The sequence below is a fragment of the Streptomyces sp. NPDC002476 genome (assembly GCF_042889785.1).
Lineage (GTDB): Bacteria > Actinomycetota > Actinomycetes > Streptomycetales > Streptomycetaceae > Streptomyces.
Window position 1 is genome coordinate 44,496 of sequence record NZ_JBIARH010000034.1, and the last position, 18,359, is coordinate 62,854.

Below are 18,359 nucleotides of genomic sequence, written 5' to 3' on the forward strand. Positions count from 1 at the left end.
GGCGGGGGGCGGCGGGCGGGCGGCGGGCGGCCGCCGCCCCCTAGCGGGGGGGGGGCCGGCGCGGGGGGCGCGGGGGGGGGGCGCCCCCCCCCCCCCCCCCGCCCCGCGACCCGGTGTTCCACGACCGGAGGAGGCCGGAGGCACCGGAGCGCCCGAGCGCTGGACGGTCGCCGGGCCCCGCCTCCCACCGGTCGTTCCCCGGCCGACCGGGCCGCCCGCCGCGGGCGACAGGTCCGCGGCGGGCTCGGCGCTCCCGTCCGTAGCGGGCCGGGCGGCGCGCAGGAGCAGCGGTCCACCGTCGGACACCGTACGCGCGCCCGCGGGGCGGGTGACCCCGCGGATGAGACCCACCGGCGCGGACGGCATCACGGCGTGGCCGAGTTCGCCGCCGAACGCGACGTTCTGCCACGAGGCGAGGCCGGACCTGAACCGCAGCCCGTCACTCACCCCGATCGAGGACCGGGCCACGGTCACCGTCGGCGGCGCGACCTGCCGCCAGCCGCCGTCCCAGTCGCCGTCCCGCCCATCGGTCCGGCCGGTCCGGCCGACGCCCGGGTCGGTCCCGGTCGTCGGCCCGCCACCGGCTTGGTCCCCGCCCCGGGAGGGGGCGTCGGACCGCGTGCGGTCCGCTCGGCGGAACCAGTCGCCGAACCCCATACGATCACCCGCCTTCGTTGACGCGGGTGTTGATCCGCGCTATCTCCCGGACCCACTGCTGACGCTCGCCGTGGGTGAGGTCGAGAATGTCCTCACGCTGCCAGTGGAAGTGGTAGGCGACGTACGCGATCTCCTCCCGCAGGCGGGGAAGCGCGTACGTCACGATTCCCCCAGGCGCCCACCCGAGAGGTCCACCTCGAACGAGCCGTGGCACAACGGACACGTCACCGCGGCGTGCGTGTGGCCCTCGCTGTTGATCCGCCGGTAGAAGTCCTGCAGGAACGCCACGTCGGTTGCGTACATCCGCTCGACCACCCCGGCGTGCACATCGGTGATGGTGCCGAGCCGGGTGATCACCTGACTCAGCAGCACCACGCTCAGGTACGCGGGGTTCTCCTTCACGCGCAGATCGATCTGCGGGCGCAGCTCGTCCCGTGCCGTCGCGAGCCGCATCGAGCCCTGCCGGTGTACCTGGCCCTCGTCGTCGACGTAACCGCGCGGCAGCTCGAACTCGAACTCCGTGCGCAGGTCCTGGCGTTCCCGTTCCCGCGCGGCAGGCGGCGCGGGGGCTTCCTCGCGCGCGGCGGACGGGGCCGCCGCGAGGGTGTCGAGGACTTCGTCGAGCCCGCCCGACGTAACAGTCCTGCGCCTCATTCGACCACGATCTCCTCGAAGGTGATGGTGACCGTCTCGGTGGCCGCGCTGGACTCGCCGGCCTTCAGCGACGGGCCCTCCCACTTGCTGGCCCAGCCCTGCATCAGCTGGATGCGCCGGACCGTGTCGCCCTTCGAGTCCTTTATCTCGATGGTGAGGTTCTGACGCGCGGCGTCGACGGCCCCCTTGTTGAGGGTCTCCTTGATCCAGTTGGTGAACTCGCTGCTCTTGTCGATCCCGCGGGTGATCGTCACCTCGCCCGCCTGGCGCGCGCCGGGCTGCTTGCGGATGATCTGCTTGCCCTCGGCGGTCACCTGACGGACCTCGACGACTTCCTCCTCGACGGTCAGACCGCTGACCTCCTGGATCGACTCGACGAGATAGCCGCCGAGCTGCACGCCGAAGACGTGGGTGGAAAGAGCGTCGCCCTCTGCCATGACTCTGTGTCACCTGTTCCGTTTGCGGACCCTGCCGGGTCACTCGTTGACGAGGCTGGTGCTGTCGGAGAACTGCGCGAGGCGGAAGACCACGAACTCGGCGGGCTTCACCGGCGCCACGCCGATCTCGCACACGACCTGACCGAGGTCGATCGACTCCTGCGGATTGTTGTCGCGGTCGCACTTGACGTAGAACGCCTCCTCGGCCGTGCGGCCGAAGAGAGCGCCCCGGCGCCATTCCTCGGTGAGGAAGGCGGTGACGTTGCGCCGGATGCTGGACCACAGGCGGTCGTCGTTCGGCTCGAACACCACCCACTGGGTGCCCAGGAGGATCGACTCCTCCAGGTAGTTGAAGAGGCGGCGCACGTTGAGGTAGCGCCAGGCGGGGTCGGACGAGAGCGTGCGGGCGCCCCAGATCCGGATGCCGCGGCCGGGGAAGGCACGCACGCAGTTGACGCCGATCGGGTTCAGCAGGTCCTGCTCGCCCTTGCTGAGACGGATCTCCAGGTCCAGCGCGCCGCGGATGACCTCGTTGGCGGGGGCCTTGTGCACGCCGCGCTCGCCGTCGCTGCGCGCCCACACGCCGGCGACATGACCGCTCGGCGGCATCAGGGAGTTGCGGCCGGCCGCCGGGTCGAAGACGTTGATCCACGGGTAGTACACGGTCGCGTAGCGCGAATCGAATCCGGCGTCGTCGTTGCGCCAGGTACGGACCCGCTGTGCGCCCATGCCCGGCGGAGTGTCCAGCACGGCGACCCGGTCGCCCATCTGCTCGCAGTGCGAGATCAGCGCCAGCTGGACGGTCTTGACGCCCTCGGCGTCGATGTCCCCGCGCTGGTGAGCGCTCATCAGGTCCGGAACGGCGACCATGGTGATCTCGTCGATCGCCTCGAGCCCCGCGAGCCCCGTGCGCTCCGACGCGTCCCCGACGAACTCGGCCGGGCCGATGCGCACGGCGCCGGTCCCCGGGCCGGAAGCGGCGGGCGAGAGCGGGAGGACCTGGTTCCCGGGTCGGCTCTGGGCCGTGCCGGGCTGCTCGACGACCTCGATCAGCTTGGACTGGCGGGCCTGGGTGACCAGGTAGCCCTTGACGCTCTTGCGGATGGAGACGTCGAAGGTCTCCACCACCTTGCCGGACTGCCGCACCAGCAGCCGGAACCGGTCCTCCGGAGGGTTCTCCCCCTCGGCGTCGGCGACCTCCACCGAGAGGTCACCGCTCGTACCGGGCCGTGCGGACACCAGGAAGCCCCCGAGAGCGGCGGAGGCGGCCGCCGCGGTGGCGGATCCGCCCGCCGAGTCCTGGGCGGGGCCGCCCACGCGCACGACGTAGGCCGCGCCGCCGCCGTTGGCGAAGTATCCGTGGACCGCGAGCGTCAGGTACGTGTCGGGCGCGTAGGTGCCGAAGGTCTGGACGTACTGGTCCCAGCTGGTCACCAGCGTCGGCCGGTGGAAGGGGCCGGTCTCCGCGAAACCGACGAAGGCTGCGACCGCCGTGCCGACGCCCTCGATGGGCCGTGCTCCGGACTGCACCTCCTCCACGTATACGCCGGGGGTGAGGTACGACGGCATGCTCGCTCCTTCGGGTGGTCGTCCGATCGACGCCCAGTCTTGTCGGGCCGCCCCGGCGGGCAGTAGGCCTCGGAGTCCTGGGCACGGGGCAACGACGCTGCCTTTCCAGGCACCCGGGTGACGGGGAATTCTTCCCCGTGCGGACGTTCGCGGCGGGCTCCGCGGGCCCGGCCCGAAGCGGTTCCCTCGGCCCACGGCGTGAGCGGAGGATGAACTCGGGTTCCACAACAGTCGTATGACGACCCGCCAGTCGTCCGGTCACCGGACATCCGGATGCCCGGACTCGGTGAACGACGGTGGATGAAGGCAGGTGAGGGCGGCCCCTGTCGGGGCGCCGGAACCGCTCGTGGGCGTCCGGGCCGAGGCGGTCCCGTCGTCCTCGGCGAGCGTGCGAGCGCGGCACATGGTCGTGTCCGACGGATGGTGCCCGCGCGCCCCGATGCGGCCGCGCCTCCGTTGTCGTGGTGCCCTTGCCGTCCGACGGCGCCCCCGCCTCCGCGGTCGGCGGGGCGGCCCGTGGTCGGACCCCGGTTGAGGAGCGATCACTATCGGCCAGAGTGGGCCGCGCGCGATCGGTCGACCGACCGGGCTCCTCGCGGCCGGCGGAGCCCGGCGGACCAGCACCGGCGCTCGTGCGATGCCCGCCCGGAAGACGGCGGGAGGGAGCGGCGGGCATACGGAATCCGGACGTTCGTCGCCCGCGGTGGTTTCCGGGGTGCCGCGGGTCCGTATCACCGGGGCGTGCGGGGAACGGGTTTCGCCGGCAATCGGCAAGCCGGTTTCCCCCGGGGTGGAATTTCTGTTGTTCTCGTCCCGCACGGGGGAGGTGGGAGGCCCGGAGCTTTGTTCTACGGTGCGAGGTCGCTCAGTTTGCCGCTGACATTGAGTACCTGGTGGCATCCGGATGCCTGGGTCCCGGTGGCTGGAGTGCCCGGCTTGTCGCACGTCACGGAAGCGGTGACCGCGGCGTTCTCCGGAATCTGGATGGGGGTGACCCAGTGATAGTCCTGATTGCGGAAGGTCTCCAAAGCGATGGTGGTGATCTTCCGGTTCCCGAACGTGATGGTCAGCACCCCTTCGTCGCCCTGGAAGTTCGCCACCACGATGTCCGTGACGCCGAACACCTTCCCCCTGGGCACCCGGTACGTCTCCTTCTTCTCGGCCCCGGCCCCGGTCTGCACGTCGATCGTCTCCGAAATCTGCTGGTTGCCGTCGGCGCCCGTGCCCGTCGTCGAGCCGGAACCGCCCGAACCGGAACCGCCGGGCCCGGTGGACTGGCCGGGATTGGGCTCCTGGCCTCCGTCCTGCCCCTGACCGCCGGTCGGATCGCCCGAGCCACCGGCCGAAGTCGCGCCCTGCTGACCGTTGCCCCGCCTCTCCTTCTCCGCGGCCTCGGTCACCGCCTGTTCCGCGGTGCTGCGCACCGCGGGCCGGACCAGCGCGAACCATGCGAGCAACAGGGCGAGCAGCGCGGCCAGCACGATCAGCAACCACTTGGGGAGCACGGGCAGTTGAGCGAACTCGCCGGACAGCGTCTCCGGCGGGCGGGGCTGCTCGCCCTCGGCATCCCCTTCTTCGTTCTCGGCCGCCTCGACCTCGAACGGCCAGGTGGCCGGCTCGCCGAACCAGATCAGCTTCCGGGCCCGCACCCGCAGGCCCATCTCGGCGGACTCGCCCGGTTCCAGGCGCCGTTGGCCCGGGGAGAAGGCCAGACGGAGCTCCTCCCCGGCCTGCGTCCCCGTGAGCGCCACGTCGACCGGGGTGTTTCCCCTGTTCTGCACCGACGTCTGGAACCGGGCGCCCAGCCAGCCGCGGCGCCGACGAGGATCCAACTGGGCCCGGAGCTCGTGGAAGGGCCCGACGACCACCGTGGCCTCGGGGACCGCCACCGACTCGGGACGCTCCGTCGGCAGGACGCGTACCCCCAGGGGTGTCTCTCCGGCCCGGACCTCGGGGGAGCGGGGCGGCGCGAGCCGCACGGTCACCACCTCGGAAGTGCCCGGATAGAGAGAGACACGCGCCGGCTCCACGGTGCTCCACGCAGCGCAGTCGCCGACCACTTCGAGCGTGTAGGCCTCGACGATGTCGCCGTCGTTGCGCACGGTCAGGGCCGTCGTCGCCCCGGCGCCGGGCGAGACCGTCACCGTGGACATTTCGAATTCGGCAGATGTGGTCACGATGCGACGTTAAGCCGCGGACGCGGTGGCACAGCAGAGACGCGAGGGCAACGAACGGGCAGCGCTTGTGCCCCGGCGGCCCAACAGCACGGCGTCCCCGAACACCTCTCCCGGGCCAGGTCCCCCTGACGGAACCCGGCGTGAACGGGAAAGGCGATCGGCATACCGAGCAGTAGCACCTGAGGAAGACGAGCACGGAACGATGACGACGACAGACGTGAACGACGGAGCGGTGACGCAAAGGCAGTTCCGCAGGCCCACCGCTTCGGAACGTGCCGCCCAGCGCAGCGCGAGGAAGTCCCCGCCGGGCAGGGTCTCCGTAGCGGTGTACGCGGAGGACCCGATCCTTCAGACCGGTGTGATCCACCAGTTGCGCCCGCGTCCCGAGATAGAACTGACGACGGAGTCCGAGGCCGACCGGGCCCAGGTCTCCTTAGTGGTGGTGGACATGGTGGACGAGCCCACCGTCCGGCTCCTGTCCCGCCTCCAGCGCAACACCACGACCCGCACCGGACTTGTTGTCGGCTTCTTCGAATCGGGCGCGCTCCAGACCCTGATCGAGTGCGGTGTGGCCGCCGTGCTCAGGCGCGGAGAGGCCGACCAGGACCGTCTCGTCCACCTCGTGACGGCCATAGCCAACGGCGAAGGCGTACTCCCGGGCGATCTGCTCGGAAAGCTCCTCGACCACGTCAGCAGCCTCCAGCGCTCGGTCCTCGACCCCCGGGGGCTCTCGCTCTCCACCCTCACCGCACGGGAGGCGGAGATGATCCGGCTGGTGTCGGAAGGCTTCGGCACGGCGGAGATCGCGCAGAAGACCTCGTACTCCGAACGCACCGTCAAGAACGTGCTGCACGAGATGGCGACGCGGCTCGAACTGCGCAACCGGGCACACGCCGTCGGCTACGCCATGCGGCACGGACTCATCTGAGTCCCGCCCCGTGCCTCCCGTGCGGACGGCGTAGCCGACGCCGCCGCACGGGAGCATGCCCGTGTTCCCGGAGAAGCAGGCCGGAGTGATGGACGCAAAGGGCAGCGGCTCCTTCCCCCGATCCGGGTACTCGGGGCCTGTTCCCGGCCGCGGGCGCGCGGGATGCTGGTGAGGGGAGCGTCATCAAACAGACTGTGAGGTGGGCCGTGACCGGCACTGCTGGCCCGGCGAGGCGAAACCGGCTGCACCGACTGGCGGGCGTGGTGGTGCTGTTGGCGCCGCTCCTGGTGGCGGGCTCCGTGTCCGCGCCGCAGGGAGCGCCACGGCCGGTCGCGGCGGCGGACGAGACCCCGGTCGACGCCGGGCGCATCACCTACGCCGGAACCGAGCACCGCAGCATCGGCCGGGTCACCAGTCAGTACAACTCCGACCCGCTGTTCGGGCTCGGCCCGGCCCACTACGACCAGGACCCTTTCGTACGCGGCGAGTTGATGGTCTTCACCAGCCTGCGCGACAGCGTGCGGCCGCAGGTGTACGTGCGCGAGGCGGACGGAGCGGTACGCAAGCTCACCGGCGACCGGGACGCCGCGCACCCCGAACTCTCCCCGGACGGACGGACCGTGGTGTTCGACTCCGCGGAGCGGGGCGCGGACGGCGTGGTCCAGCGCGAGCTGTGGACCGTCGGCGTCGACGGGACCGGCCTGCGGCGGCTGACGGACACCCGCAACAACGAGACCTCCCCGACCTTCTCCCCGGACGGCACGCGCATCGCGTACTCCTGCGACTCCGGCCCCGGGAACGACGGGCTCATCTACGAACGGGCCGTGGACGGCGGCTCGGCGAGGACCATCAGCGAAAACACCGGCGAAGGGGACGGTGACGCGACCGAACCGGCGTGGAACCCGGTGGACGACGACGCTCACCGCACCCAGGTCGCGTACACCCTCACCAAGAAGGGCGCGCAGCCGCAGCTGCGGGTGACCGAGGGCCGCCCCGGCACCGACCGCCCGCTGCTCGCCGGTGACCACGTCAACTGGCGCGCCCGCTCGGCCGCCTGGCTGGCGGACGGGAAGGACCTGCTCTTCCTCGGCCCCGGTGCCCCCTGCGGGTGCGAGTACGACCGTGTCTACCGGGCAACCGCCTTCGACCCGACCGACCCGACCGACCCGACCGAGCCGACGATCGAACTCGACGAGGACCGCGCGGTCGAATCGCCCACCTGGACCGGCCCCCTGGACACCGGGACCGTCATCGTGACCCGGCGAACGCCGCACAAGGCGGTCGACGTGACGCTCCAGGACGTCCGGCAGGACGGTTCGGACCCGCGGGACCTCGGGCTCTCCATCCTGCGGGAGGACCCCGACGCCACCACCAACACCGACCCCGAGAAGGACCCGCTGTTCAACCCGCAGGCCACGTACGACCCGTGGACCGAGCGGCAGAGCTACACACCGGACGGCCGCCGCATCGTCGTGACCCGCTTCGAGGGTCCGGAAGACGCACGCTTCGAGCAGATCTGGTTGGCCGACGCCGACGGCACCCATGAGACGGCGATGCCGCTCGCCGGACGCGGTCCCCGTGACTGGGACACCGACCCCGCGTTCTCGCCGGACGGCACCAAGCTGGCGTTCACCAGGACCTCGCCCGGCGGGGTCGGCGAGAAGGCGGGTCCGAGCAGCATCCTCATCGCGGATGTCGCCACGGGCGCGATCACCGGCAAGGTCGTTCCCCCGGCGGGACAGTTGGCGGGGCAGGACGCGCAGCCGGCCTGGTCGCCGGACGGCACCACCCTCGCCTTCACCCGCAACCACGTGATCCGGGGCCTGGGCGGCATCAAGCACATCTGGACCGTGCCGGTGGCCGCGCTCGACCAGCAGCGGGACCTCAGCGCCACGATCTGCCCCGGTGAGTGCAAGAAGATCGACGACAGCCCCGCCTTTTCCCCCGACGGCACCACCATCGCCTTCAACCGGAAGGACGGCGGCAACGACCAGGGCAGCGGGCGCGGCGGCATCGTGGTCACCTCGCTGCACGGTGACGAGTGCCGGGTGGTGCTCCCGTCCGTACAGCGCGACAACCCCGACGCCTGCCACCAGGAACTCCCGGACACCTCACCGACCGGCCCCTTCCAGCCCCGTGACGTGGCCTGGTCGCCGGACGGCGGGCGGCTGGCGATGAGTTCGCGCCGGGCGTCCGGACCGAACTCCCCGGAGCAGCTGTCCGTGCTGGACCTCTCCTCCGGCATCCTGACGCCGTTCGGCGAGCGGCTGACCGGGCGGCAGAAGGAGCCCGCCTTCCAGCAGTCGGTCGACCTGTCGCTGACCGCGCCGCCCACCGGACCCGAGGTGGAGACCGGTTCCTCCGGTTCGGTGACGGTCACCGTCACCAACCGGGGTCCCGCGCCCTCGCCCGGCACCGTCTTCACCGCCGACCCGCCGCCCGGCGTGCGCCTGGAGGACATCACCACCCCTGCCGGGTCCTGCGCCACCGGGGTGCCGCAGTGCGACCTGGGCGTGCTCCGGCCCGGGGAGAGCGTGGACGTCACGGTCCGGCTGACCGGGGTGACCACGGGGGACCAGCGGATCGGCTGGTCGGTCGCCGGCGCCGTACTGGACCCGAACCCCACGGACAACGCCACCGCGACCGTCGTCCCGGTACGGGACGCGCCGACCCCGACCCCCACCCCCACCCCGACTCCCACCCCGACGACCTCACCGCCCCCGCCTCCACTGCCGCCCGAACCCGAGGCGGGACCCGGCGTCGTCGTACGGGCCCAGCCCAACCCCGGCTTCGTCGGCGGCCGGGTGGTGGTGACCTACACCGTGCGCAACGGACGGAACGCCCTCGCCACCGGCCTGCGGCTGAAGCTCGGCCTGCCCGCACGCGTCCCGGCGGGCCCGCTCCCGGCGGGCTGCGCGGCAGGGGTGTGCACACTGCCCGACCTGGCTCCGGGAGCCTCCACGGTGGTCCGGGTCGTGCTCACGCCCGACCGGGCACTGAGGACGACCATCACCGGCACGCTGACCACGACCGGTACCGACGCCGACACCCGCGACAACGTCGCCAGGACCCCGCTGCGCATTCTCCGGCCCCGCATCGTCGCGGTGCCCGCCGTCGGCAAACCGGGGTTCGTCACGTCCGTACGGGGCAAGGACTTCCCGCCGGGAGCCCCGGTGAGGCTCACCTGGAAGCCGGGAATCACGGCGACCGCACCGCCCACCGTCCCGCGCGCGGACGGTACGTTCATCGCGCAGCTGCTGATCCTGGTGAAGGACCGGACGGGACCGCGCACCATCACCGCCACGGGACCCGGGTTCAGCCCGGCCACCACACCGTTCCTGGTGGTCGTCGGCGCCATCGTCCCGCCGGACGAGGTGGGGCGCCGGTGATCCACGAAGTCGACGAGGGACTGCGGCTGTTGCTGGTCGAGGCGGGTCTCCAGGAGAGTGGCGTCGACCTGGTCTTCGAGGCGCCGACGAAGGACTGGGCCGCCCGGCGCAACGCCCCCACGGTCAGCGTCTTCCTGCACGGCATCCGCGAGGACGCGACCCGGCGCCGCACCGGCACCGCCGAGGAGCACGACGAGGAGGGAATGGTGGTCGGCTGGCGCACCCCGCCGCGCTGGTTCGAGCTGACCTACCTGGTGACCGCCTGGACCAACCGCCCGCAGGACGAACACCGGCTGCTCTCCGAGGTGTTGCGCTGCCTCGTACGGTCGAGCGCGCTTCCCGCCCGGACGCTCACCGGCAGCCTCGCCGCACTGGGCCTGACCGTGGAGATCGAGGCGGCTGGCTCGGGCGCCGACCGGCAGTCCACCGCCGACGTGTGGTCCGCGCTCGGCGGCGAGCTCAAGGCCGCGATCGACCTGCGGGTGTGGGCGCCGCTGGAAGGCGAACGGGCATCCGCCGGTCCGCCGGTCACCGAAGGGCTGGTGGTGCGGGCCGCGCCCGCACGGGACGGCGACGGGGTGGAACCGGGGCGCAGGCTGCGCTACGACGGAGCGTCCGACCCCGGTGAGCAGGGCTTCGCCGCGGAACGCGAACGGCAACTGCCGCCCGGCCGGCGCAGGCGCGGGAGTGCGGCTCGATGACCACGGCACAGGACACCCGGACCGTCCGTGAACTGCCCGGCGCCCCGACGGCCGTCGAGGAACTCTGGGAGCGGCTGATCCACGTCGAGCAGCGGGTCAGGAACGCCGTCGCGGCCCGGCGGGCCGTCGACCCGCAAGCGGACGACCCCTACCGGGGGCAGTACCTCACCCCCGAGGGGGCCGAACGGATCCTGGCGGCCCGCGACGCGTTCGGGCCGGTGCCGGAGTACGCGTCCCGGCCCGGGCCCAACTCGCCGCCCGGGAGCCGGATCGGCGGGCTCGCCGAGGAGTTCGGCCTGACGCCGCTGGACGTCGATCTGCTGCTGGTCGCGATGGCGCCGGACATCGACGCCCGGTTCGAGCAGCTCTACGGCTACCTCAACGACGACCTCACCCGGCGAAGGCCGACCATCGGCCTGGCGCTCGAACTCTGCGGGCTGCCCGGCGCGAGCTCCGGCCGCTTCCGGTTCTCGTCGTCCGCCCCGCTGGTCGCGGGCGGACTGCTGACGGTCCTGGAGGCCGACCGTCCGCTGCTCTCACGGGTGCTGCGGGTACCGGACCGGGTCACCGCCCACCTGCTCGGCGACGACGAACCCGACGGGAGGCTGCGCGGCCTGGTCCGGGTGGCCGGCCTCGAGGACGATCCGGACCCGCAACCCGAGGCACTGCGGGTCGCGGCGGCACTGGGCACCGGCAGCGGCCTGGTCCATCTGCTGGACCGGGGAGGCGACCCCGGCGGACTCGCCGTGCGGGCGCTGCTCGCCGCGGGACGGCGCCCGCTGCTGGTCGACGTCGCGGCACTCGTCGGCGTCCCGCAACCGGCGGAGCTCGTCCGGACCCTGGCGGCCGAGGCCCGGCTGAGCGGAGGCGGTGTCGTCCTCGGGCCGATCGAAGAGCTCGCGCCCGAACGCCCCGAGGGAGCCGGACTGCTCGGCAGCCTGTGCGCGTCGATCAGCGGCACGCCGCTGATCGCGTACGGGAAGAAGGACTGGGACCCCTGTTGGAGCAGGGAGAGCCCCGTGCCGTTCCGTGTCCTGCCCACCGGTCCCGCAGACACGGAGCGTCGGTGGAGCCGGGCACTCGCCGCGGCCGGCACCGCGGTCGGGCTGCCTCCCGAGAACGTGCGGGCAGCCGAGGAAATCGCGACGGCCCTCACGTCCCACCGGCTCGACTCCGAGCAACTGCGCAGGGCCGCCACCGTCGCCTCCCGGCTGGCGGCCGCCCAGGAGCGTCTGGTGGACCCGCAGGACGTGCGCAGGGCGGTCCGGGCCCAGAACGGCGCAGGGCTCGAACGGCTCGCCCGCCGCATCGAGCCGACCGTGGGCTGGGACGACCTCGTCCTGCCCGCCGCGACCCGTCGGCAGCTCTCCGAACTCGCCCTGCGCGCACGCCACCGCGAGCAGGTCCTCGGCCAATGGCGGATGCGGCCCGGCGGGGGCCGGGGGCGAGGGGTCATCGCGTTGTTCGCCGGCGAGTCGGGCACCGGCAAGACGATGTCCGCCGAAGTGGTGGCCTCGGAGCTCGGCGTGGACCTCTACGTCGTGGACCTGTCCATCGTGGTGGACAAGTACATCGGCGAGACCGAGAAGAACCTCGAAAGAATCTTCGTCGAGGCGGCGGACGTCAACGGCATCCTGCTGTTCGACGAGGCGGACGCCATCTTCGGCAAGCGCTCGCAGGTCAAGGACGCTCAGGACCGCCATGCCAACGTGGAGTCGGCCTATCTGCTGCAGCGGATGGAATCCTTCGACGGGATCGCGGTGCTCACCACCAACCTGCGGGCCAATCTCGACGAGGCCTTCACCCGCCGCCTCGACGTGATCGCGGAGTTCCCCATGCCGGACGCCCAGCAGCGACTGGCCCTGTGGGACCGCTGCCTCGGGACGGCGATCCCGCGCGACGCGGACCTCGACCTGGAATTCTGCGCTCGGCGCTTCGAGCTGGCAGGAGGATCGATCCGCGCCTGCGCGGTGACCGCCGCCTATCAGGCGGCCGAATCCGGGGGACCGCTCGGCATGGAGCAGATCGTCTCGGCCGTGCTCCAGGAGTACCGCAAACTCGGTCGACTGGTCATGGAGAGCGAGTTCGGCCCTTGGCTGGACCGCACGCAGGGGCGCGGCGCGGGGTAGGTTCCTCTCTTCCCTTCCGGCCGGCAGGCACTGTCCTGGTACTCGCACAGCGACCAGGACACCCGTGGGATTCGGGCGGCAACCACGTCGATCGGCGGCGATGCTCCTCGCCGTGGTGATCTTCACACAGTGCGGAGACAGACGTGGGCGGGGCCGAGCGACAGCGGTGCGGCGGTGGCGAGCCGTGGGCCCGCGTACGAGGCGTCGGGTGACGTGGCCGTCCGCCGGAGTGAGCGGTGTGTTCGCGGGCAGGCGAGGTCGTGGTCGTTCTTCTCGCCGGCGGAGCCATCACCGCGTCACCGGGCGCAGGCGAACGGGAAGGGCCACGTGCCCGTTGCTGATCAAGGTTGGCAGAGGCCGCAGTTCCCTGGCGGTACCCGCCAGTCGGGCCTCGGGAAAGCGCGAGAACAACTGGCGCAGGGCGGCGGCGACTTCGACGCGGGCGAGGGGAGCGCCGAGGCAGTAGTGGACGCCGTGCCCGAATGCCAGATGATCCTTGGTGGTTCGGGTGGCGTCGAAGAGGTCGGCATCGTCACCGTGCCAGTCCGGATGACGGTTGGCGGCGGCGTAGGAGGCGAGGATCGCCTCCCCGGCCCGGATGGTCCGCCCGCCGGGCAGCGGGATGTCCTCGAGCGCGTAGCGCAGGGGCAGGTGTTTGAGGGCCGGCTCGTGGCGCAGCGTCTCCTCGACGACCTCATTCCAGTCGCACCGGCCGGCACGGACGTGGGCCAGCTGCTCCGGGTCGGTCAGCAGGGAAGTGATCGCCTGATCGATGACGTTGACGGTCGTCTCGTAGCCGGCACTGATCATCAGCACGAGGGTGCCGCGCAATTCGGAGTCGCTGAGTGCGCTGCCGTCGCCCTCCTCGTCGCGGGCGGAGATCAGGAGGGAGGTCATGTCGTTGCCGGGTGAGGCCCGCTTCGCTGTGACCAACTCGTCGAGAAGCTGGTAGAGCGTGGCCGTGTTCGCCGCGGCCTCCTCGGCGGAGAGGGTGGTGGCGAACACCCGGTCTACCACCGTACGGAGCCCGTTCAGCTGGGTGGAGGAAAGACCCATCATCCGACCGATGACCGCGATCGGCAGAGGATAGGCCAAGTGCTCGCGCAGGTCGACCACTTCACCGGCAGGGAGGGCGTCCAGACCGTCGAGGATGCCCGTGACGAGGTCCTCGACGACGGGCGCCAGGGCGGCGATGCGTCGGGCCGAGAGAGCCGGGGCGATCAGACGACGCAGACGTCGGTGCTCGCTGCCGTAGGCGGTGAACATGTTGTCGACCGTCACCCAGAGGGCGAGTGGCCAGGTTTGAACCGTGTCGGCGAAGGCCGGCCAGTGCGCGCGAGCATCCTTGGAGACGTATGTGCGCGTCAGGAGCTGCTTCAGGAGGCCCGGATCGGAGACGGACCACGCGGTCACCCCGAGTATGTCCACGAGCGTTGCCTCCCCGCGGGCGCGCAGGGCCCGGTCCTCGGCGTGGTGGTCGGCACTGGTGGGGTCGAGGACGAGTGGCTGCTCATCGTGCATGTCCGGGGGGCCCTTCTGGCATGGCATACGTATTGCCGACACAGCGCGTGGCACATGCCGCGCGGCGGGATGACTTCGGCGGTCCGGTGACGGAGCCTCCTCCGGTCCGGTGCTGTGTTGCGGCGACTCCGTCCGACGAGGAAGCTACCCATCGTCCAGGCCACCGAGACCAGTCCCGAGCATCGGGGGCGGCGGTTCGGCCTCGACGAGGCCTGACGCGTGGCGGTCTGCCGGCCCGTGGAACTGTCCGACGGTCCCCGGCGCACAGCCGCGCATCCCTGTCCTACGGGTCGTTCATCACGTGCCGTGCCCTCCACGCATCGCGTGAACGTCGGCCTCGTTCGCCGTATGTCTCAGTCGGGTTGTCGTACCGTCGGCAGGCGGGGCGGAGCGCTCGGTCGGTTCCAGGAGCGCGGTGCAGACACCGCCCGCGGACTTCGCCGGTCAGGCCCGGGAGCCGTGATCCGCGCCCGCCGACCCGATCGGCCCGATCCCGATCCGGGCTCGGGCGATGCGGGGTCACGCCGGCAGGACGCTCTTCTTCACCCATCGGGATCAGGAAGAGACGACGCTACCGGCGGCGACATCGTCTCCGTGCACGACGGCCTCTCCCGCACCGTCCGCTGAACAGCTCGGACCGGGCAGGCACGACCACGACCGTGCGGGTCCGCCGCTATGCCGCCGAAGCCCGAAGCGGATGCCGGGCACTCGGATGCGCTTCGGGCGGCGGAAGGCATGGCCGAGGCCGGGGTGGCCCTGTCCGCAGGGCCACCCCGGGAGGACTCAGCTCTGCCGCGCGAGCCAGTCGGTGAAACGGGTCTCGGTGATGCGCGCGCCGGGGCCGGGAAGGAGAGTGGTCTCCTGCAGCTCGGCTCCGAAGTACGGGGCCCGCGGATCGGTCACGACGGTGCGCGGGTCGTTCTCGGCTGCGAGGCCCGTGCGGATGAGTTCGTCCAAATGGAAGGTGTCAGGGCCGGCCACCTCCACGATGCCGTTGACGGGGGCGCCGACAGCCGTACGGCCCACGGCGGCGGCCACGTCGTCGGAGTACATGGGCTGGATCTTCACGGGAGCCAGCCGCACGGTGTCACCGTCGGTCGCCGAGGCTGCGATGCTCTCGACGAACTCGAAGAACTGCGTGGCGTGGACGATGGAGTACGGAATCCCGGAGGCCTTGATCAGCTTTTCCTGCGCCTGCTTGGCACGGAAGTAGCCGCTCTCCTGGAGCCGCTCGGTGCCGACCACGGAGAGCGCGACATGGTGCGTCACACCGGCATTCGCCTCGGCCCTGAGAAGGTTGGTGGTCGAGGTGCGGAAGAACGTCATGACGGCATCGTCCTCGAACGAAGGGGAGTTCGACACGTCGACTACGACCGAGGCGCCCTCCAGGACCTCGGCAAGGCCCTCACCTGTCAGTGTGTTGACGCCGGTTCCGGGCGCCGCCGGCACCGCCTCGTGGCCGTGCTCGTTGAGCTTGGCGACCAGCTTCGAGCCGATGAGTCCGGTACCACCGATCACTACGACCTTCATGATGGAAAATCCTCTCTCGGAGATTCTTCTGCTTCTTCCGATGCAAGCCGGCCCGTCTGATCGGCCGCTCGCTCGTATCGGGTGGGACAGGGCGGCCACTGAATGTGTGACAGGCGTCCGGGTGACTCTCGGGAGATTTCACCACGAGACGGTTGGGTTTCCGCACGAGGCATGATGGCGCACTACGCGAGGGGGGAGCGGATCAGTCACTGGAAAGCGAAATGAAAGACGCCTGTCGGCGGAATGCGAGGACCGGGAGGTTACTCGGTCCGGCCCCCGACTCGTTCATCGGCACGGATCGTGCCGATGAACGAGTCGGGACTCCGTGGTGAGACCTCCGGCATGTCGACACGACGCGCAGCAAAGATTTTTACGGTGAGGTCGTCCATACGGCGTTTCTCGGAGCCTTTGATTCGAGAATCCCGAAAAGTGGCAGCCCCACGGCGACATGGGCGATCTCGGCGGCGACATCGTGCGGGACCGCGCGGTTGCGGCAGGGCTGCGACGGGCCGGAGCTGTCAGAGAATTCCGGGGTTTTCGGTCGACACTGTCGTACCGTCATGGGATCGCGACGTGGCCTTTTACGGACGGTGTGCCCATCCCATCCCATGACATGGTGTACCTACGGAAGGTGCGACACAGTGACCCACAAGGACTCGGCGCACGCGCACGGAGCCGATCAGCACGACGGATCGGAAAGCTGGATGACGGCGGTGAAGGTGCTGCAGGACGCCTCGCCGATCACCATCCCCGAGGGCGCTTCGGCGATGACCGTTTACGTCGAGTGGGAGCCCGGCGACCCGGGCACTCCTCCGCACCGCCACTCGGGGCCGGCGTTCGGGTACGTCATCGAGGGCGCCGTCCGTTTCGAACTCGAAGGCGAGCCCGAGCGTGTGATCGAGGCAGGCGGCACATTCTGGGAGCCGGGTGGTGACGTCATCCACTACCAGGACGGAAACGCGCTGACGGACGCGCGGACCCGGTTCGTGGTGACCATGATGTGTGCGCCGGGAAGGCCCATGCTCGAACTGGTCGACAGGGAGGAACTGCAGCAGCGGGCCCACCTGCGTGCTCCCCGGCCGACCGACTGACCTGCCGCGCCGCTCGCGTGATCACGCCGTCGCGAAATCACGCGCCGGTTCCGAACACGCCGTACGGCCGACGCTGGTCACGGCCGCAGCCCCCGGACGGGCTGCGGCACGGCGCCCCTCCGGTCCCCACCGCAGCGCCGTGCCTCGGCCAGTGCCTCGGCCGCACCTGTGTCACAGCGCGCCGATGACGGCCTGGCTGCGCATCAGGAAGTCCGACAGGTAGCTGTCGTGGGGCACACCCGGCGCCATCCAGCAGGCCGGCTGATCGCCGACGTACGGATTGGCGATCCCCGGCTCCGCCGGCAGCGCGTCCAGCAGTGCCCCGTCACGGGTCGGCGCCGACAGGACGAGCGTGTCACGCAGCGGAGCGATGCCGTCCGCCCGGCTCCAGGGCGCCACCCACACGCAGGGGCGGGTGCGGGCGAGGTGGTCGGCGATCCGGCTGCCTTCGAGGCGCCCGATGGCCTTGCGGTACAGCCGGTCGGCGGCCGGACCGTCGCAGAGCAGCGCTGCCGACCGGGCCAGAACGCCGAGGGCCCAGTCCGTGCCACTGGCGCGAGCCCGCTCCTCGAGCCGGCACAGGGCTGCCGTGGACGCCTCGGGGACACCCCTGCGAGCGCCGGCCTCGACGAGCTCGACGAGGGCGAAACCGACAACCCCCAGATCCTCGTGCTCCACCGCCCGTTCGGCGGTGGCCCGGGCGTTCTGGTACCGGCCGAAGCCGTTGTAAAGGACCGTGCGCAGGTGGTGCTCCAGACCGATCGCTCGCCCCTCGCCCCAGGTGATTGCGTCGCGAGCGGCGCTCCGGATCAGCTCCGCCGCCTGGGCGTTCTCGCCACGTCAGGCCATGAGCGGAAGCGAGGGGTGTGCGAGGGGCGAGCGACCGGTCGCTTCCGTGGCGAGCACCGTGCGCCGGGACGCCCGTCGGCGTCGATCCGTTCGGCTCCCGTGGGCGGCGGAGACCGCCGCCCACGGGAGCCGTCGAGGCCGTCGTCGGTTCGGCGGCACGGCGGTGCCGCCGGGGGAAGCGGGGAGCGGTCTCTATGCGGGACGCTCCGCTTCGGAGGAATGAGGGAGACGCGCGGCAGGGCGGTGCAGCAGGGCCCTGGTGGCGAGTCCGCAGGCCACTCCGACCGCCACGGCGGTCGCTGCCGACCACCCGGGCCAGGGCAGCAGGCCCAGGGCCTGGTCGGCCGAGTAGCGACCCGGGCCCGTGAGCGAAAGGGCGGCGGCGATGACGATCAGGATCAGCGGGTACTCGTATCCGTCCTTCTGCACCCACAGGCCGTGGGGCCATTTCACGGTGAGGGCGACGGTCATCACACCGATCGCCCCGGTGGCGGCGACCGGTGTGAGCGCGCCGGCGGCGAGCAGCAGGCCGGAGCCGATCTGGCCGGCTCCCGCGGCGAGAGCGGTGAGCGCCCCGCCGCGGAAGCCGTCGTGCCGGAATTCCTCGGTGCCGCCGGCCAGACCGCTGCCGCCCAGACGGAAGCTGACCTTCTGTATCCCGTGTCCGGCGATCAGCAGGCCCGCCACGAGGCGGAGGATCAACAGGCCGGTGTCCATGTCGGCTCCG

At 71.5% G+C, this 18,359-nt stretch carries 14 protein-coding genes; 5 read left to right on the plus strand and 9 right to left on the minus strand.

Features of this window, described 5'->3' with window-relative positions; all coding sequences use genetic code 11:
• Nucleotides 1-661 precede the first annotated feature (661 nt).
• From ACFYXM_RS29130 to ACFYXM_RS29150, 5 genes are all read right to left on the minus strand, one after another.
• Entirely contained in the window at nucleotides 662-820 is a 159-nt protein-coding gene (locus ACFYXM_RS29130; protein ID WP_003966147.1) for a DUF6760 family protein, read from the minus strand.
• Nucleotides 817-1,311, minus strand: a complete 495-nt coding sequence (locus tag ACFYXM_RS29135; RefSeq protein WP_351524923.1) for a hypothetical protein — start codon at nucleotides 1,309-1,311, stop codon at nucleotides 817-819. Before ACFYXM_RS29135 ends, ACFYXM_RS29130 begins: the two co-directional genes overlap by 4 nt.
• Entirely contained in the window at nucleotides 1,308-1,748 is a 441-nt protein-coding gene (locus tag ACFYXM_RS29140) for a phage tail protein (RefSeq protein WP_073784156.1), read from the minus strand. Before ACFYXM_RS29140 ends, ACFYXM_RS29135 begins: the two co-directional genes overlap by 4 nt.
• A 39-nt stretch (nucleotides 1,749-1,787) precedes the next feature.
• Nucleotides 1,788-3,317: a phage tail sheath family protein gene (locus ACFYXM_RS29145; protein WP_389293775.1), complete on the minus strand. Its 1,530-nt coding sequence runs from the start codon at nucleotides 3,315-3,317 to the stop codon at nucleotides 1,788-1,790.
• Between the two features lie 848 nt (nucleotides 3,318-4,165).
• Nucleotides 4,166-5,470: a hydrolytic protein gene (locus ACFYXM_RS29150; RefSeq protein ID WP_389293824.1), complete on the minus strand. Its 1,305-nt coding sequence runs from the start codon at nucleotides 5,468-5,470 to the stop codon at nucleotides 4,166-4,168.
• A 226-nt stretch (nucleotides 5,471-5,696) separates the two neighbouring features.
• Between ACFYXM_RS29150 and ACFYXM_RS29155 the strand changes: the two genes are divergently transcribed.
• From ACFYXM_RS29155 to ACFYXM_RS29170, 4 genes are all read left to right on the plus strand, one after another.
• Nucleotides 5,697-6,422, plus strand: a complete 726-nt coding sequence (locus ACFYXM_RS29155; RefSeq protein ID WP_389293777.1) for a response regulator transcription factor — start codon at nucleotides 5,697-5,699, stop codon at nucleotides 6,420-6,422.
• Between the two features lie 206 nt (nucleotides 6,423-6,628).
• Nucleotides 6,629-9,811: a hypothetical protein gene (locus ACFYXM_RS29160; RefSeq protein ID WP_389293779.1), complete on the plus strand. Its 3,183-nt coding sequence runs from the start codon at nucleotides 6,629-6,631 to the stop codon at nucleotides 9,809-9,811.
• The gene (locus ACFYXM_RS29165) at nucleotides 9,808-10,512 is read left to right on the plus strand and encodes a DUF4255 domain-containing protein (RefSeq protein WP_389293781.1); all 705 of its coding nucleotides are present in this window, start codon (nucleotides 9,808-9,810) and stop codon (nucleotides 10,510-10,512) included. Before ACFYXM_RS29160 ends, ACFYXM_RS29165 begins: the two co-directional genes overlap by 4 nt.
• Entirely contained in the window at nucleotides 10,509-12,641 is a 2,133-nt protein-coding gene (locus ACFYXM_RS29170) for an ATP-binding protein (protein ID WP_389293783.1), read from the plus strand. Before ACFYXM_RS29165 ends, ACFYXM_RS29170 begins: the two co-directional genes overlap by 4 nt.
• Nucleotides 12,642-12,929: 288 nt before the next feature.
• Here ACFYXM_RS29170 and ACFYXM_RS29175 read toward each other — a convergent pair whose 3' ends face one another.
• Both ACFYXM_RS29175 and ACFYXM_RS29180 read right to left on the minus strand, forming a co-directional pair.
• Complete coding sequence (locus tag ACFYXM_RS29175; RefSeq protein ID WP_389293785.1) at nucleotides 12,930-14,162, minus strand: cytochrome P450; 1,233 nt, start codon at nucleotides 14,160-14,162, stop codon at nucleotides 12,930-12,932.
• 783 nt (nucleotides 14,163-14,945) lie between these two features.
• Nucleotides 14,946-15,692: an SDR family oxidoreductase gene (locus tag ACFYXM_RS29180; protein WP_389293787.1), complete on the minus strand. Its 747-nt coding sequence runs from the start codon at nucleotides 15,690-15,692 to the stop codon at nucleotides 14,946-14,948.
• 704 nt (nucleotides 15,693-16,396) lie between these two features.
• Here ACFYXM_RS29180 and ACFYXM_RS29185 point away from each other — a divergent pair.
• Entirely contained in the window at nucleotides 16,397-16,783 is a 387-nt protein-coding gene (locus ACFYXM_RS29185; RefSeq protein ID WP_389293826.1) for a cupin domain-containing protein, read from the plus strand.
• Between the two features lie 171 nt (nucleotides 16,784-16,954).
• Here ACFYXM_RS29185 and ACFYXM_RS29190 read toward each other — a convergent pair whose 3' ends face one another.
• Nucleotides 16,955-17,461 carry a hypothetical protein gene (locus tag ACFYXM_RS29190; protein WP_389293789.1) on the minus strand — a complete coding sequence of 169 codons (507 nt, stop codon included), beginning with the start codon at nucleotides 17,459-17,461 and terminating at the stop codon, nucleotides 16,955-16,957.
• 363 nt (nucleotides 17,462-17,824) lie between these two features.
• Nucleotides 17,825-18,349, minus strand: coding sequence for a DoxX family protein (locus tag ACFYXM_RS29195; RefSeq protein WP_389293791.1), 525 nt, complete (start codon nucleotides 18,347-18,349; stop codon nucleotides 17,825-17,827).
• Nucleotides 18,350-18,359: the final 10 nt, after the last annotated feature.